The 16,324-nt window shown below is 59.1% G+C and carries 13 protein-coding genes and 2 pseudogenes; all 15 read left to right on the top strand.

Annotated elements, in window-relative coordinates:
• A partial coding sequence (locus tag NZ746_00535; protein MCS6815843.1) for a hypothetical protein occupies positions 1 to 400 on the top strand: 400 nt, incomplete at its 5' end.
• A 2-nt stretch (positions 401 to 402) separates the two neighbouring features.
• Positions 403 to 1,365, top strand: coding sequence for a type III-B CRISPR module RAMP protein Cmr4 (gene cmr4 / locus NZ746_00530; GenBank protein MCS6815842.1), 963 nt, complete (start codon positions 403 to 405; stop codon positions 1,363 to 1,365).
• A complete protein-coding gene (cmr5, locus tag NZ746_00525) occupies positions 1,358 to 1,771 on the top strand; it encodes a type III-B CRISPR module-associated protein Cmr5 (protein ID MCS6815841.1) in 414 nt (137 codons plus the stop codon). Before cmr4 ends, cmr5 begins: the two co-directional genes overlap by 8 nt.
• A 2-nt stretch (positions 1,772 to 1,773) precedes the next feature.
• Positions 1,774 to 3,075, top strand: a complete 1,302-nt coding sequence (gene cmr6 / locus NZ746_00520) for a type III-B CRISPR module RAMP protein Cmr6 (GenBank protein ID MCS6815840.1) — start codon at positions 1,774 to 1,776, stop codon at positions 3,073 to 3,075.
• A gap of 25 nt (positions 3,076 to 3,100) precedes the next feature.
• Positions 3,101 to 4,609: a TIGR02221 family CRISPR-associated protein gene (gene csx2 / locus NZ746_00515; protein ID MCS6815839.1), complete on the top strand. Its 1,509-nt coding sequence runs from the start codon at positions 3,101 to 3,103 to the stop codon at positions 4,607 to 4,609.
• 190 nt (positions 4,610 to 4,799) lie between these two features.
• Positions 4,800 to 5,034, top strand: a pseudogene (locus NZ746_00510) (DUF433 domain-containing protein).
• Positions 5,035 to 5,392 (top strand): annotated as a pseudogene (locus NZ746_00505) (DUF5615 family PIN-like protein).
• A 416-nt stretch (positions 5,393 to 5,808) separates the two neighbouring features.
• Positions 5,809 to 7,803 carry a S9 family peptidase gene (locus NZ746_00500; GenBank protein MCS6815838.1) on the top strand — a complete coding sequence of 665 codons (1,995 nt, stop codon included), beginning with the start codon at positions 5,809 to 5,811 and terminating at the stop codon, positions 7,801 to 7,803.
• Positions 7,804 to 8,068: 265 nt separating this feature from the next.
• Positions 8,069 to 10,600, top strand: coding sequence for a type III-A CRISPR-associated protein Cas10/Csm1 (gene cas10, locus NZ746_00495; GenBank protein ID MCS6815837.1), 2,532 nt, complete (start codon positions 8,069 to 8,071; stop codon positions 10,598 to 10,600).
• 3 nt (positions 10,601 to 10,603) lie between these two features.
• A complete protein-coding gene (gene csm2 / locus NZ746_00490; GenBank protein MCS6815836.1) occupies positions 10,604 to 11,014 on the top strand; it encodes a type III-A CRISPR-associated protein Csm2 in 411 nt (136 codons plus the stop codon).
• 17 nt (positions 11,015 to 11,031) lie between these two features.
• Positions 11,032 to 11,877 carry a type III-A CRISPR-associated RAMP protein Csm3 gene (gene csm3, locus NZ746_00485; GenBank protein MCS6815835.1) on the top strand — a complete coding sequence of 282 codons (846 nt, stop codon included), beginning with the start codon at positions 11,032 to 11,034 and terminating at the stop codon, positions 11,875 to 11,877.
• A gap of 2 nt (positions 11,878 to 11,879) precedes the next feature.
• The gene (csm4, locus tag NZ746_00480) at positions 11,880 to 12,941 is read left to right on the top strand and encodes a type III-A CRISPR-associated RAMP protein Csm4 (GenBank protein ID MCS6815834.1); all 1,062 of its coding nucleotides are present in this window, start codon (positions 11,880 to 11,882) and stop codon (positions 12,939 to 12,941) included.
• 10 nt (positions 12,942 to 12,951) lie between these two features.
• The gene (csm5, locus tag NZ746_00475; GenBank protein MCS6815833.1) at positions 12,952 to 14,298 is read left to right on the top strand and encodes a type III-A CRISPR-associated RAMP protein Csm5; all 1,347 of its coding nucleotides are present in this window, start codon (positions 12,952 to 12,954) and stop codon (positions 14,296 to 14,298) included.
• On the top strand, positions 14,295 to 15,569 hold the full coding sequence (locus NZ746_00470) for a TIGR02710 family CRISPR-associated CARF protein (GenBank protein MCS6815832.1): 1,275 nt from the start codon (positions 14,295 to 14,297) through the stop codon (positions 15,567 to 15,569). The genes csm5 and NZ746_00470 overlap by 4 nt, the downstream gene beginning before the upstream one ends.
• 336 nt (positions 15,570 to 15,905) lie before the next feature.
• Positions 15,906 to 16,324, top strand: a 419-nt coding sequence (locus NZ746_00465) for a CRISPR-associated ring nuclease (GenBank protein ID MCS6815831.1), incomplete at its 3' end; no start/stop codon positions are given.

Raw genomic sequence — 16,324 nt, 5'->3', positions numbered from 1 at the left:
GGTTGTCACCCTGGCGATGGAGAAGATCGAGCAACGAATCCAGGAACGCCGTCGCTTCAAGCTGGTGCTTGTGACCCCTGCCCTGTTCGAGCACGGCTGGCGTCCGAGGTGGATTGATGAACGAACGCTCGAGGGCTCTTGTGGGAACGTACGCGTCAAACTCATCGCCGCGGCTCTGGGCAAGCCCCTCGGCATCGGCGGGTTCGATTTGGTCAAACAACACCCCAAACCTGTTCATCGCTTCGTCCCTGCCGGAAGCAGCTATTTTTTCAAGCTCCTGGAGGGCAATGCAGATGGAGTCATTGGGACCTTCCACGAGAAATCTGTCTCCGAAATCCTGGAGACTTTCCCCGAAACCGCTCGGCAGGGTTTCGGGCATTCTGTGATAGGAGCATGGTGACTATGTTCAAGCAAGCTACGTTGATGTTTCTCTACACCGAGACGTCGCTTCATGCCGGCAGCGGCACGAGCCTCGGGGTCGTTGACTTACCCATTCAGCGGGAAAAATACACCGACCTTCCGGTGATTCAGGCCTCCGGCATCAAGGGCGCTGTGCGCGAGTGGTTCGAGTTCAAATTCACCGGGAATGCCGACAACCGCAAGATCGAACTCGCCTTCGGGCCAGACAAGATCGGCTCGGAGGAAAGCGGATTCGCGGCGGCTGTGACGTTCACCGACGCGCGAATTTTGCTTTTCCCCATTCGCTCGCTCAAAGGCATCTTCGCCTATTGCACGTCGCCGACCGTGCTCGAACGATTTCGCCGCGATGCGCAGATCGCAGGCGTCGCGCTCGATTGGACTGTACCGACGCCGTCGAACGATCAAACGGTGCTGGGAGTGGAAAGCGGTTCTGATGTGGCTGCTGGCGGTCAAGTGCTGTTGGAAGAGTACGCTTTCGGGTTTCGTGGCAACGACAAGGTGACGGCCATCGCCAACTGGCTATCCCAGCACGCAGTGCCCGCTGGATCAGAATATGCGTTTTGGAAGAGCAAGATCACGAAGAGCCTGCTCGTGCTTCCCGACAACGCCTTCCGAGATTTCGTCAAGCTATCCACCGAAGTGCAAGCGCGGATCAAGATTGATAATGACAAGCGCACCGTCGTCAAGGGCGGGCTGTTCTACGAAGAGGCGCTGCCGCCGGATTCGCTTCTTTACTCGGTCGTTCTGGCGCACGATCCGGTGAAGGATAATCGAACCGAATTGGCCGATGCCGCCGCTGTGCTCACATTCTTGCGTGGCATTGATGGACAGCGCCTGCAACTCGGCGGCGATGCCACCATCGGTCGCGGCATCGTCAGCGTGAGGTTCTATAGCCAGCAGGAGGAACAATCCGAGCAGCAAAAGGAGGGACAGGGCAATGGCTAGCACTGCGAGTTTTCAACAAACGAAAGAGCAACAGCGGGCCAAAGCAGCATGGGCCGATGTCCAGGCGGTGGATCGAAAATCGGCGGATGTCAAGAGAAAGTATCGCGGCCTCGTGCTGAAACTGCCGGTGATGATTTTGACCAACGGCCTTGGACAAACGCTCGCTTTCCTTAAATCCAAAGGCAAAGGCGACGCCAACGATCCCCATGAGATCGTCTACGCTCACCTTCAGAATTGGCTCTTTCGTGAGATTCACTGGCTCGGCGCCAATCAGCCGACGCTGATTGAGCGAATCTTCAACACGACGAGCGAGACCTATCGCCAGGCGACGACCGAGGCACTCAGTTATCTCCACTGGCTGCGTCGCTTCGCCGAGGCCGTGTTGCCAGAACCTGAGGAGGAGTGAGTATGCCGAACGGGAGAAGAGCAAGAGCGGATGCACAATTAACGGGTGGACCGCCTCCCCCTCGTTTCGCCTTGCCTCAAGATAGCCGGTTGTTGGCAGAAGCCCTTTATCAGCAGGCGCAGAATATCGGGCTCCTCTTCAACAAATTCGTCTGGATTTGGGATGACGAATGGACGCTGGAGGGGAAGTTCAGAGAGGGCAAACGAGAGCGGAGTCTCAAGAGTTGGTTTCTTGAACAGGTCGAAACCATCGCCGGCAACTTCCCGCGCGATGCCTACGCTGCTTGCCTCGACCGGCAAGAACGGATGGTCGAGTCGCTTCGGGAACACGGCTACAAAACCGCGATTTTCGGCAAGCGGGCTGAGGCGCGGATTCTCTCCGGCCTTGGCGGAGCGCATCCGATGGAAGTGGGGTTCGCCTTTCATCCGCTCTACGGTTTTCCATATTTGCCGGGAAGTGGGCTTAAAGGCGTCGCGCGCGCGTGGGCGGAGTTGACTGGCCAGCCGGCGGACAAGATCAAACTCGTCTTCGGCTCCGAGAGCAAGGATGAACGTCAGGCGAAAGAACACCAGCAAGGCGATGTGATCTTTCTCGATGCGTATGCGATCACACCGCCGCGTCTCGAAGTAGACATCTTGAATCCGCACTTTCCCGACTACTATCGAGATCCAAAGAACAATCTTCCCACCGAGTGGCAAAGTCCGAATCCGGTGAATTTCTTGACCATCGGCGTCGGCCAGCGTGATGAGGAGAAACCGATCTTTCGATTTGCGCTCGCAGCTCGCTCGGACGAGGCGTTGCGACTCGCTCAAGAGTGGCTCGAACGTGGGCTTGAGCAGCTCGGCTTCGGCGGCAAGACGGCTAGCGGCTATGGATACTTCGCTGAAGGACGCATCTCGGCGGAAGAACTGGCAAAGCGCCAAGAGGCGGCTTTGGCAAAAGCTCCCTCGCAGAAAGCGCCGACGGTTCAAGCGCCAGCTCCAGCAGCGAAGCCAGCGCTGGAGAAGAAATCGCCGGTTTCCACTCCCTCTGTGCAGCAGAAAGCGGAAGCTTCGCCCAAGCCGCCAAAATCGCCCAAGCCATCTACGCCAGCCGCTCGACCAACTGTGAAACAGGGCGACAAAGTAGACGCCGAGGTCCTCGCTAATGACGGAAGGAAAGTCACCGTCCGCTTGCTCGGCGGACTGAATCAAGAAGTCACGTTTGAGCATCCCTACTATCCTCATGCGCCGGGCAAAAAGGTGAAGGTGAAAGTGATGGCCGTCACGGCGGACGGCAAGGTGACAAAGGTAAGCCCGGCATAAATGAAACGCCTGTGGGAGGTGTGCGATGAAAGCGTTGACGTTTATCGGATTGGGAAAATATGAGACGGCCCAGTATGTTTACTCTGAAAGGATTGTGGAATCGAATCTCTTTCCCATCGCCCTCTATGAGTTCTTTCACCCGAATCAGATGGTCGTGTTCGTCACTGAGCAATCGCGGGCGCGCTATTGGGATGAGTTATGTCAGAAGCTTGCCGGGAAGATCGAACCCGAACCGGTTGAAATCCCTTGGGGCAGTAAGCCCGATGAACTTTGGACCATCTTCGATCGCGTCGTCGAAAGTGTGAGCGAGCGCGAGGAAGTGCTCTTTGACATCACGCATGGATTTCGCTCACTGCCGTTTGTCGTCTTCCTGGCCGTCGCCTATCTTCGGGCGGTCAAAAAGGTAAGCTTGCGTGGTATCGTCTACGGCGCATTCGAAGCCAAAGATAGCGAAGGGCGCGCGCCGGTGTTCGATCTCTCGCCATTTTTGAGTTTGCTCGATTGGCTGACCGCCGTTCATCTCTTCCATCGAAGCGGATCGGCAGCCGATCTCTCTCGGATGCTGCGGGAGATTCAAGCTCAAGCCTGGCGCGAACGGCCAGCCGAGCCGTCTTCGACTACAACCAAGATGCCAACGATGCTTCAGAAAGTGGGAGACCGGGTCAATGAGCTTTCGCAAGCTCTTTTGCTCATCCGCCCGCTGGAGGTCATGGAGAAAGCTAAGTACCTGGACGGTCAGTTTACGGATGCCGCGTTGAAGGAAGCGGCGCACTGGGCCAAACCGTTCGCGCTCGTTGCCCCCGCGCTGAAGCAGGAACTCTCCCAATTCGCTTCACCAGCCAATGACCTCGACGTCCAACGGCGCATGATCAATTGGTATGTGGAGCGAGGCCTGTTGGTCCAAGCCATCACACTTGCCCGCGAGCTTTTGGTCACGAAGACGTGTCTGCTCCTTGATCTCGAAAATCCGCTTCGACGCGAAGCCCGCGAACGAGCCGAGCGCCTGCTCAATTATCTGGCCTGGAGCAAACAACCGGAGGAGAGGAAACGCTCTGATCCATGGACTGGCGCTCAACCGGATGCGGCGGATGTGGAGAAGTTTCGGACGCACGATCAGGCGGAATCGCTCGTTGCGCTCTGGACTTCTATTCGGGAAGCCCGAAACGATGTGGATCATGCTGGCATGAATGAGCAGCCATCGGGAGCGAGTGCGCTGACTGAGCGCATACAGAGGTTGACAGGACAGCTCAATTGCATTTTTGGAGGCGAACAAGCGATGACGCTCGAACCCGATGTCGTGACGATTGACCTTAGCACGTTTTATTCGGGCGCGGCCAAGCTCGCGGATTTGCCCGAATACGAACGGCGGGCGCTGGAACTGGCCGGAGAAGGTCGCGCGGTGGTTCTCACCGGCCAGGCACCCATCTGGATGTACCTGAAGATCGCGCACGCGCTCCACGGTAAAGCGCGGCGGCTCATCTACTCCTCGCCGGTCACCGGCGAGATCACCATTTTCGATCACGATCCGTGGTAGACGACTCGGGCGCGGAGGCTGGAGCGGGAAGGACATCTCGCTGGGGTCGCGGTTGGAATTGCCGGGCCATTGGGCCACAGCTTAGCCGCGAGGTCCCGTGCAGGCGCGCTCCTGGTGCGGTCCTTTCTGGGTCCAGCAACAACCCTGCGCTGAGTGAGCTGTTGTGTATATGATCCGAGCGGGAGATGAAATGACGATGCAACTTCTTGAGCGTTTGACACTCGATCCCAAAGTTATGGTGGGAAAGCCGGTCATTAATAGGGACACGACTGACCCTGAATCTGCTGGCTCATGGCGCAACCATTCCCGAGATTCTGCAGGAATACGAGGGGCTAATGCCCGAAGACATCCAAGCGTGCTTGCTGTTTGCCACAAAATCTCTGGCCAGCACGTCATTTATGCCATTGGTGACGGAGCCCGCGTAGATGCGCTTCCTTGTGGATGAATGCACGCGTCCAGCGGTAGCCCGTTGGTTTGTGGGAGCAACATCACGAAGTTTTCTCGGTCTACGAAGAAGCGCGTGGCTTGAGTGACGATGAGCTGCTTGTTAAGGCGTTTGCCGAGAATTGGATTTTGATCACCAACGACAAAGACTTCGGCGAGAAGGTGTACCGAGAGCGACGTCCTCATAAGGGCGTTATACTTCTTCGCCTTGAAGATGAACGGGCGGTCAGTAAGATCGCTACCCTCGGACGATCGCTTGAAAGTTACGCTGCGAAGTTGGCAGACCACTTTGTCGTAGTTACGGAAAGCCACGTTCGTTTTGCGCGAACATCAGAGTAAGCACCTGCTTAAGCCGCGCTTCCAGCCGACGGCACCCGCGCCGTGGTTGAAGCGCGTCCCAATCAAGCCAACTACCTGTGATCAGTCTCAACAGAGCGGCTGATGAGTTGCATCGAGCGGATCCGGCTGTGGCCGTTCACTGACGTTTGGCCTTTTAAACTGATTCAGCTCCGAAGCGGCCTCTGCAAACGCCCACCCGAGTGTAGCCAGATGTGAAACGTCGGCACCGCGAGGCAAGAAATGACGGGCGCGTTGAAGACGCGCCGAGAAATTCCGAATGCGCCGTCCCAGAGGAAGAAGCCGTCCCAGAGGAGGGAGATCGTTTTCCGACTTCCATTTCGCCTCGAGAGATGAAAAAATCCACATGCCGCAGGTGCATGGGGCCTGCGCAACACTGAGGCAATAAGGAGGAAGCGATGATCAATCGGCAAATCCGAAGAACCTTCATCACGATCCTTTTCTTCGTTCTTGCCTTAGCCCTGAGCGTTCCCGCTCAAGAGAAGGTCCTGACGCCGGAACTGATCTTGAGCATTCGGTTCATCACCGATGTGCAACTGTCGCCCGATGGGCGTCAGGTTGTGTTTCAGGTCAACCGAAGTCGGCGCGATGACGAAGGGCCCGGTCCAGCAATCGCTGAAATTTGGCTGATGCCCACCGGTGGCGGAGAACCACGCCGCTTCACTTACAACGACAAGAGCGATCGTGCTCCGCAATGGTCGCCCGACGGGCGGTGGATTGCTTTTCTTTCGCAACGCGCGGCCTCGCCTCACACGCAGGTTTATCTCATCCCGATTGATGGAGGCGAAGCGCGTCCGCTCACTAAAGCTGAAAATTCCGTTCAGGCTTTTCGCTGGTCGCCCGATGGCCGACGCATCGCCTACACGGTCACTGATCCGAAGACGAAGGAAGAGCAGCAGGCCGAGCGCGAAGGTCGGGATTGGATCATCGCCGACCGCAACTACAAACACACGCGCCTTTATGTCGTAGACGTCCAAACGGGCGAGAGCCGTCTCGTCACGCGAAGCGACATCACCGTGCACGATTTCGATTGGTCGCCCGATGGCCGGGAGTTTATTCTGGCGGCAGCGGACACACCGCTTGTCGACGATTCCTTCATGCGGGTGAAGCTCATGCGCGTATCGGCCGATGGCGGCGAGCCGCGACTCTTTGTCAAGACCGAAGGTAAGCTGACGCATCCGCGCTGGTCGCCCGATGGACGGTGGATCGCGTGGCTCGGCGCGACCTCGATGGATGATCCCTATGCCGGCAGTGTATTCGTTGTGCCGTCGGCGGGCGGCACGCCGGAAAATCTCTTAGCCGGTTATGAAGGCACGGCCATTTGGCTTGGATGGTTGCCGGGTGCACCAAGTACTATTGTCTTCACAAGCATCGAGCGTCAGTCCAATGTCATGTACACGATCACGCTCCCCGATCGTCGGCGCGAGTTGCTCAGCAATCAACCGATCATTTATGGTTCCGCGCCGAGCTTCAGCCGCGATGGCCGGCAGATGGCGATCGCGGCCAACACACCCCAGCATCCGAACGAAATCTTTTTCGGTCCGACGGCGAATCGTCCACTCACGCGCCTGACGACCTTCAATCCGCAATTAGCCGACGTGCGACTCGGCGAGCAGGAGATCGTTCGCTGGAAGAGCGTAGATGGTTGGGAGATCGAAGGCGTCCTGGTCAAACCCGTCGGCTATCAGCCGGGCCGTCGGTATCCGCTAGTGGTGCAGCCACACGGGGGACCAGAAGCAGCGGATCTCAATGGCTGGCTCGGCACGTATTCGCGCTGGGGACAGATGCTCGCCGGACGCGGGTTCGTCGTGTTCTATCCGAATTATCGCGGGAGCATTGGCCGCGGTGTCGCTTTCAGCAAAGCTGATCACCGCGATCTCATGGGCCGCGAGTTCGAGGACATTTTGAGTGGGATTGATCACCTGATTCGCATTGGGCTCGTAGACCCAGAGCGCGTGGGCATTGGCGGCGGGAGTTACGGCGGGTACGCGTCAGCCTGGGCGGCCACCTACGCGAGTCACCGCTTCAAAGCTGCGGTCGTCTGGATGGGGATCACCAATTGGTACAGCATGACGGGCACGTCAGACATCTTCTGGGAGAATTCGATCGTCCATTGGAATGCCATCATGTACGAGAATTTCGCTCTCTACTGGGAGCGCTCGCCGATTGCTCATATTGCCAAAGCGCAAACGCCCGTGCTGCTCATTCACGGCGCGGTTGATCTGCGCGTACCCATCGGTCAGTCGCAAGAGCTGTACACGGCGCTCAAGTGGAAGGGCGTGCCGGTGGAGTTCGTCACCTATCCGCGCGAAGGTCACGGGGTGGCCGAGCGAGCACATCAACTCGATTTCATGACGCGGGTGCTGGCCTGGTTCGAGAAGCATTTGAAATAGCGCTCGGACTTCCACAGACGACGCTCGCGTTGGGGCCAACTCTTTGGGCGGCGAGAAATCTTTTCGGGATTCGGAAGCGAGCGCGGTGGTTTCTATCAACAGCCGCGTGGTGGTCCATTTGCTGCCCTGGAGTCACGAGGCCTCCTGCCTCGCTCTTCTCGGAGAACCGGAAGTGGGAAAGATTGCTGGCGATCTTACTTCGTGGTAATGAGCCGCCGAGATCTGTGATATACTGATCGCCGACGCGAGCGGGGAGGGCGCGGGTATGGACCGAGACCAACCGGTCATTCTCGGCGCACTGCTTCACGACATCGGCAAATTCGGCGAACGGACGCAACAACCCCTGCCCCATTGGGCCGAGCCGCTCCGCAACGAAGCCCGATACAGTCACGAACCCTACAGCGCCGTATTTGTGGAGGAACATCTCGGTCGCTGGCCGCTGGACATGGCGACGGTGCGTCGGCTGGTTCTCAAGCATCATGTTCCCTCTCTCCCCGACGAGCTTTTAGTCTCGCTGGCCGATCGTCTTTCAGCCTATGAGCGCGCGGAAGCAGAGGGAGATGAGGAAGGAGCGCGAGGCCGAGCTGAGACCACGTTGCGGACGGTCTTCTCTCGATTATTCGCCGTGTCGGCTGATGCTGCCCAATATCATGAGCTGGCTCATCTGTCGCTCGATCCGCGGACTCTCTTTCCTCGTCCTGATGCTGTCGGGTCGGCAGTGGCTTATCGCGCCCTCTGGGAGACGTTCATCTGCGAGATCGCGCGCGTGCCCCAAGGCGATTGGCGGACGCTGCTCGCCGTCTTGCGACGCTTCACCTGGGCGATCCCCTCGGATACGCGGCGCGATATCATCCCGGACATCTCGCTCTATCATCACTTGAAGACGACGGCGGCTATTGCTGCCTGTCTCGTTCGGGAAGGTTTGAGCGAATCGGATCTGCAGACGTTACACGATGCGCTGACGAATTGCTGGAAAAAGGCACCGTTGACCGCGCGCGAAGAGGAGCTGCTCAAGCGTCCTGTGTGCGCGCTGGTGAAAGGCGACATCTCGGGCACGCAGGATTTCCTGTATCTGCTCACAAGCAGTGGAGCCGCCCGAGGGCTTCGTGGTCGCTCATTCTATTTGCAGCTCCTCACTGAGACGATCGCCGAATGGATCCTGCGCCGGTTCCGCCTGCCTCCGGCGAATATACTCTTTGTCGGCGGCGGGCATTTCTATCTTTTGCTTCCTTATCGGGAGGCCATTGAGCGCTTGCGAGAGTGTCGCGAGCGCATCGCCCGCGTGTTGTGGAAAGTTCATCGAGGTGATCTGGCCTTGCTCCTGGATAGTGCCGCGGTCGCGGCGATCGACTTCTTGGAGGAAGAGGCGGGAGGAAAAGCTTTCGCCGACAAGTGGGATGAAGTCTCGCGCCGGATCAGCGAGCAGAAGCAGCGCAAATGGCGTGATCTCGGTGACACAGCAATGCTGAACGAGCTATTCGCTCCCAGGCAGCGCGGTCTGACGGCCGAAGACACCTGCCAGGTCTGTCATAACGAAGGCGCGCTCGAGATCGAAGACGGCGTGCGCAAATGCCAGCATTGTCGGGGATTCGAGGAGTTGGGACGACTCCTTCGCGATCCGACTCACCTTGTGCTGTTCGCTGTGCCCGAGGCCGATCCGCCAGAACTCGGGGATTGGCGTGATGTCTTGCGGGCGTTTGGCACGGAGGCGTGGCTCGTCCATGAGGGCGAGGACGTGCCGCGTAAGCCTCCGGGAGCGACGGCAGCGACGGTCTATACGTTTGACACGACCGATTTCCTCGCTGAAGACATTCTCCGCCGCTTCCGTTGGGGCGATCTGCCGGTGAGCTATGATTTCCGCTGGCTCGCCGATGCCACGCCGAGAAAGCGCAACGAACACGGCCAGGAAGTCATCGCCGAGTTCGCCGATCTAGCCCAAGCCTCTGAAGGAGTGAAATGGCTCGGCGTGCTCCGCATGGATGTGGATAGCTTGGGAGACATTTTCAAGAGCGGTCTCGGCAGGCAGGCGACGATCTCACGCATGAGTACATTGAGCGAATCGCTGCGCCTTTTCTTCGAGGGTTGGGTGCCGCGCTTGTGTCAGCAGTATAACGGCTTTCGGCAGGGTGGGAAGGATGCGCTCTATTTGATCTATGCCGGCGGCGATGACCTTTTCATCGTGGGCGCCTGGAGCGTGCTGCCGGAGCTAGCCCGGTGCATTCGCGACGACTTCCGCAAGTTTGTCGGCGGCGATCACGTGACGCTCTCGGGCGGCATTGCCATCGAGCATCCGAAGTTTCCGCTCTATCAGCTCGCCGCGAACGCCCGACACGCGCTTGACGATGAGGCTAAGGAATTTCGGCGTCCCAACGGACGATCCAAAGACGCGCTGAGTTTCCTTCAAACGGCCGTGGGATGGGAAGATTTCGTTCACCTCGCCGACTGGAAGGATAAGCTCCTGAGAATGCTCAGGCCAGGAGAAACAGCGCCCGCACTGCCTCGTGCTTTCCTCATGCGACTCATGGAGATTCACGCCCTCTATGCCGAGAATCGAGCCCGCTGGCGACGCGCTGAACGACGGCGAGAGATCACCCGCGAGCAATTGGAAGAATTGGTCCACTATGATAAGTGGCAGTGGCGGCTCGTGTATCACCTCAGCCGGTTCGCTGAGCGATACACTGCTCATCAAGAAACCATTAACTGCCTTCAGCAGGCGATTGTGCGCGAGCCGAACGGATTCATCACCCGGCTGCGCCTTCTCGCTCGCTGGGTGGAACTTCTCACCAGGGAGGGATAAGCCATGACGCGAGCAAATCAACCGCAACGGGATCGTTCATCGTCATCGAATCAGACCCCTTCTCGCGAGGAGGTCCAGCGCGCCATCCGCGACGGCGGACGAGCGCTCGTGGATCTCGCCGAGCGACTCGGCCCCCAACTGCAAAAGGGTCGCCTCACGACCAGCCAGATCCGAAACATCTACGGGATGGTCAAGCGGATGGAGATCCGTGGATTCGACCCCAACGAGTTTGTGCTCCTCAAGCCCAAGCTCGCCTATGCCGCCGCTCGCGCCAACGAACAAGGAGCACAACAGCTAAAGGATGTGTTGACCTGGGCCATTGACGAAGTTGGCACCGATGCCACTAAATTCGCCCGCTTTGTGGATTTCTTCGAGGCGATCCTCGCCTATCATCAAGCGGCAGGCGGCCGCTGAAACAAGGAGGAATGGATATGCCCACTCTCGCGCTTCGAGGAAAAATCATCATCACCGGTGAGATCGAAGCCGTCACCGGATTGCATATCGGTGGCGCCGCTGCCGGACTGGACATCGGCGGCATTGACAATCCCATCATCCGACATCCGGTCACGCGCGAGCCCTACATCCCCGGCTCGTCGCTGCGCGGCAAGATGCGCTCGCTTCTGGACCGCCACTTCGGCAAGGAAGCTAACCATTTCATTCAGCGGCGCGAGCCCGTCGTTCGCGTCCACGTCTGCGAGGATGAACGAGCGTACGCCGAATGTCCTGTTTGCCAGATCTTCGGCGTGACGCCAGGCGAGCCAGGTCGGCGCGGCTGGACGAATCTCAAACCGGCTCGCTTGATCGTGCGCGATGTGTACCTGGCGCAAAATCACGAAGCGACCGAGCGACTTCGTCGAGCGAAGACCGATCTCCCGTTTACCGAGATAAAGTGGGAAGCCGCCATTGATCGCATCACCGCAGCCGCCGTCCCGCGTCAGAACGAGCGCGTGCCCGCCGGCGCGGTCTTCGCACCGTTCGAATTCGTCTACAGCCTTTACGACTTGAATGGCGGAGGCTCCAATCGCGATCTGGAATGGTTGCGCTATGTCTTCAAAGCGATGGAGCTTCTGGAAGACGATTACCTAGGCGGATACGGATCGCGCGGGGCAGGGAAGATTCGCTTCCAGAAGATCAATGTGGTTTTCAAGTCGCGTCAGTATTACGAGGGAGGGGCTGAGGCCGAGATCGTCCGTCTCGCCGAAAACGTTGACGACGTGCGTCAGTTGCCTCTAGCAGAGTATGCCGATCGCCTGCGCAAATTAATTCGGGGAGGATAGCCATGTCCTCTTTGGCGATCTACCGATTGCGCTTCCGCTCGCCGTTTCGCATCGGCGAGCGTGGCGTGGGGTTGGAAGTCACGCGCATGCATGTCCCGGCCGATACGCTTTTCGCCGCGCTCTGCTCCACCTGGCGCGAGCTGTATGGAATTGACGCCCTTCGGCGAGACGTGCTCGATTGGTTCACCGAAGGCGAACCCGGAGCGGAGCCCTTCTTCCTCACCTCGGCCTTTCCTTACGCGGGTGATGTCCGGTTCTTCCCGAAACCGCTTGGGCGACTGCCACACGTCAGGCTCGCCGAGGGGGATGAAAAGGCGTTCAAGCGCGTGCACTTTGTCTCCGAGCGCATCTTCACGGCTGTAGTGAGAGGAGAATCGGTGACTTTCCGAAAGCTCGATTGTATCAACGGCGGGATCGCATGGGTGACCGAGGAAGAGAGGACTCGGCTCGCGGAGTGGACCGATGATATGACCGGCGACATCGTGTTCCTGAAGACGGCCGTCGTCCCGCGCGTGACGCTGGATCGAATCACGGCGGCGTCGGAGATCTGGCATCTCGGCGAAGTCCTCTTCGCCCGAGGAACCGGATTGTGGTTCGCCGTCGCGTTCAATGCTGAGCATGGCGAAGCGTTACGGCGGAGATTTGATGCCGTCCTACGAGTGCTCGGCGATACCGGCTTGGGCGGCGAGCGCGGAGCTGGCTGCGGCTTGTTCGAGATTGAGGGTCTCGCTCATGAAACGTTCCCGGATGTCCCAGGAGCCAGCCGATTCGTCACTCTTTCGCCGATCTGTCCGAAAGACGTCATGGAGCTAGATCGTCTGACGCAAGATGGAGCCGCTTATGAAGTGATGCCGCGTCGTGGCTGGGTCACGTCGCCGGAAGCTGCCAATCTGCGTCGCAAAACGGTCTGGATGTTCGCCGAAGGGTCTGTGCTCACCGGTCCACCTCTGCCGTGCGCGGGACGACTTGTCAACGTGAAGCCCGACGTGTGCCCTCACGATGTCTGGCGATACGGCTATGCTTTTCCCGTGGGCTTGGCGACGCGCACGAGCCCTTTGAGTTGAGGAGCATATTATGGGCAGGACCCAGTGTATACTGCGTTGCCTCAGCCCGGTTCATGTGGGTTCGGGGCGACAATTCACGAAATTTGACGGCGTTTATTGGGACAAGCGCTGGTACGTGATTGATCTCGATCGTGTGCTCGCGGGGGGTGTGGAGATCAATGCGCTCACGCGCGCCATGAGCGGACGCACATTCGCCTGGTCCGTTTGGTTGCGCGAGCAAGGGATCGCACCATCGGACGTCGCTGCGTATCACCTCTCGTGTCCGCAAGATCCTCTAGAGACCCCCATCCGCGCAGCGGTGAAAGACGTCTACGGGCAGCCCTACTTGCCAGGTAGCTCGATCAAGGGCGCCATCCGCACGGCCATCATCTGGCGCTTGGTGAACGATGACGCTTGCCAAAAGGAATTCGCCATACGCTATCTGCGACTCTGTCTCAAAGCGCCTGATATATTTAGGGCGCTGGAGCAACGTCGGGCGTTCGATCGTCCCGATGAACATCGCGCCGTGCTCGCCGAGATCTTTCGGGTCGGCGGCGACGAGGCCGAAGCGCTCTGCCGCGCCCTTTATGTGATCGTGGGTGTGAACGAGCGCGACCTGACTCGCCGTTGGGACATGTTGAAACGGCGATTGCAAGCGCTCGGGCGCAGCCGCGAATGGCTCGGGCAACCGGTCGAGCGGGCTTTACTCGGACGCGATCCCAACCATGATCTTCTGCGAGCGCTTCAAGTGAGCGACACCCGCCCCGTTGCCCTGGAGCGATTGGCCATCGGTCTCGTGTGGACCTACACGCAGCGCGGCACGCAGCTTGTTGAAAAGCGAGAAGAGGACGGCGAATACAAAGTCTTCGTCGAATGGCTCCTGCCGGAAACCACATTGGAGTTCGATCTGCGCACGGACGATTTCCTCTTCACTGACGCCGCTGAGCGCGAGCTGCATTTCCGAGGAGCGAAGGAAGAAGCGCTGCGACAGCTCGCCCGCACGTGCAACGACTATGCCCGCTCCATCATCACGGCGGAGCAAGCCTTCTTTCGCGAGCGCGGCCTACAGCCGATCGCCGACTTTTACGCCGAGTTGGAGACGATGCTCAAAGATGTCGCCGAAGGCGCATTCCTTCTCAACCTCGGCTGGGGCGGTGGCTGGGAGATCAAAACCGTGGGCGATCTCCTGCGACGCATGCTCTCGCCAGAAGAGTTCACCGCATTGCGCCAGAAATATCGGCTCGGCGAAAATCCACGAACGCACCGCATGGATTTGGAGGGAATTTTCCCGCACACCCGGCGCATCGGCTACGAGGGCGGTGCGCCCATGTACCCGTTGGGCTGGGTGTGCGTCCAACCGAAAGGAGGTCACATATGAGCACGACGGTCGTGATCCTCACTGTTGGCGGGACGGCTGATCCGATCGTCAAGGCGGTAGAAGAGGTCAAAGACGAGGCCGCCGTGGTCCTGCTTCTCTACGGGCGTCCATTTCCCGGGCAAAAGCCGTCTCCTTTCGATGTGGCCGCCGAAGCGCAGCAAAAGTGCGAGGCGCTGGGAATTCCTGTAGAGACGCGCGAGGTGGCGGATCCCGAGGACATTGATGTTTGTCTTGCGGAAGCACGTCGCATCTTCTCCGAATCCAAAGTGGTCGAAGCTGAGCGCGTCATCGTCAATTTCACGGGAGGAACGAAAGCGCTGTCGGCGGCCGTCGTTCATGCCGCCCTCACAGCAGAGCTTTCTGGCCGACTCGAGCTGGATTACACTGGCGGAGGAATGCGCGATGAATATGGGCGCGTCGTCCGTGAGGCGATGCGCGTCGTGCGATCGGAGCGGACGGCGACCGAAGAGAGACTCCAACAAGCCCTGCAAAACGCGCGCCGATCGAGTTATCGAGAAGCTCGGTTCCTATGCCGCACTCTCCCCGATCGGGGCCGTGCTGAGTTCGTGAAGCAGGCTATCGAAGCTCTCTGGCACTGGGACGAATTCGATTACGAGGCGGCCAATCAGATCATACAACGGCTTCAGGGACCTGCGCGAACGCTCGAAGACAACGAACTCTTGGCCCCTCTCGCGCGCGTTCTCATCCGCATGGGCGAGCCAAGCCGACGGCTGGCGCGCCTGCTCCCCAAGCTGCGCAATGCGCAAAATGGGCAGCCTTTCGAGGGTGCGGCGCAGGAAGACTTATTGCTCCTAGTGGCCGATGTCCTGGAAAACAGTCGGCGTCGGCTGGAAGAAGGACGGAATACCGATAGCGTCCTTCGCGCTTATCGCGCCGTCGAGAGCGCCGTGCAGGCGCAGTTGCTGGACCGAGGGATCAATCCTTGGCACCCTCGATGGGATGATCTTTCGGAGAGCGTTCGTCGGCGTTTTCTGGAGCTGCTGAACGCTACGCGGGAACCTCGGAACCTCACCCTCTCAACCGGACTGGCGCTTCTTGAGGCGCTCGGGCAGTCGCTCGATCCAGACATGCGTAAGCGTCTGGAAGACATCCAGCAGGCGCGGAATTTCTCCTATCTGGAGCACGGCTATCTCCATCTCGACCAACAACGCGCCGAGCGCGTGCATCAGTACGCCGGTCAGGTTTGCGAAGCGATTCTCGCCGCATCCCTCGATGATCAGCGAGCGAAAGTCGGCCATCAGTGGGAGTGATCTTCGTTTCTCTTGGAGACGCCGTGCTCCAAGACGAAACACCAGCAGCGTACCACAAGAAGACGCGCGACGGCTGCAAGCGCATGGGGCAAAGGGGCATCGCCCAGCCGCGATTGAGCATCTGCGAGCGCTCCGCTCGATCGCGCGTCTCGGGTTGCGCTGCTTCTTTCACCACAGCTATGGATGCGAGCTTGTGGGGCGGAAGCTTCGCCATCTGCTCGAGGGAGGAGAAGGGACGTTCACTGGGTTGCAGACTCAACGTGCTCGCTCCTGCGCCATACTTTGGCCGTCAGGAGTTCATTCCGGTCGAGAACCTGCCAAACATCGAGGATCACCATGATGCGTCACCGTAAGGAGAGCAAACGATCCATCGCCCGATTGCAAGGACGGGGTAACGCCCGTCACATCTTCGTCTCTGTGCTCGGCCAGACGCCGCAAGTCGTCACCGAGACGCTCTACGCGCTGATGGTTGAACAGCGCATCCCCATCTCGGAAGTCTTCGTCATTACCACCAGCGTGGGGGCGGAACGAGCGCGCCGCGATCTGCTCGACCCGCAGCACGGGCAGTTCTTCGCCTTCTGCCGCGAGTATAACTTCGATCCCCGAGCCATCGCCTTCGACGAGGACCATATCTTGACGATCACCCGGACGCCTCAGCCGCGAGCCATTCGGCGATCTGAAGGCGCTCAGCGGAAATCCGACCAGCGTCCGGTCGTGGAGCTGGACGATATTCGCACCGTGCAGGACAATCGCTC

This window comes from Blastocatellia bacterium (genome assembly GCA_025055075.1).
In the GTDB taxonomy this organism is placed as follows: Bacteria; Acidobacteriota; Blastocatellia; order HR10; family HR10; genus HR10.
This window is presented reverse-complemented; position numbering and strand designations above follow the sequence as displayed.

Bases quoted from the DNA above. Each gene is read 5' to 3' on its own strand.
- csm4 (MCS6815834.1), top strand. From the start codon at position 11,880: ATGTCCTCTTTGGCGATCTACCGATTGCGCTTCCGCTCGCCGTTTCGC.
- NZ746_00470 (MCS6815832.1), top strand. From the start codon at position 14,295: ATGAGCACGACGGTCGTGATCCTCACTGTTGGCGGGACGGCTGATCCG.
- csm2 (MCS6815836.1), top strand. From the start codon at position 10,604: ATGACGCGAGCAAATCAACCGCAACGGGATCGTTCATCGTCATCGAAT.
- csm3 (MCS6815835.1), top strand. From the start codon at position 11,032: ATGCCCACTCTCGCGCTTCGAGGAAAAATCATCATCACCGGTGAGATC.
- NZ746_00500 (MCS6815838.1), top strand. From the start codon at position 5,809: ATGATCAATCGGCAAATCCGAAGAACCTTCATCACGATCCTTTTCTTC.
- cas10 (MCS6815837.1), top strand. From the start codon at position 8,069: ATGGACCGAGACCAACCGGTCATTCTCGGCGCACTGCTTCACGACATC.
- cmr5 (MCS6815841.1), top strand. From the start codon at position 1,358: ATGGCTAGCACTGCGAGTTTTCAACAAACGAAAGAGCAACAGCGGGCC.
- cmr4 (MCS6815842.1), top strand. From the start codon at position 403: ATGTTCAAGCAAGCTACGTTGATGTTTCTCTACACCGAGACGTCGCTT.
- csx2 (MCS6815839.1), top strand. From the start codon at position 3,101: ATGAAAGCGTTGACGTTTATCGGATTGGGAAAATATGAGACGGCCCAG.
- csm5 (MCS6815833.1), top strand. From the start codon at position 12,952: ATGGGCAGGACCCAGTGTATACTGCGTTGCCTCAGCCCGGTTCATGTG.
- cmr6 (MCS6815840.1), top strand. From the start codon at position 1,774: ATGCCGAACGGGAGAAGAGCAAGAGCGGATGCACAATTAACGGGTGGA.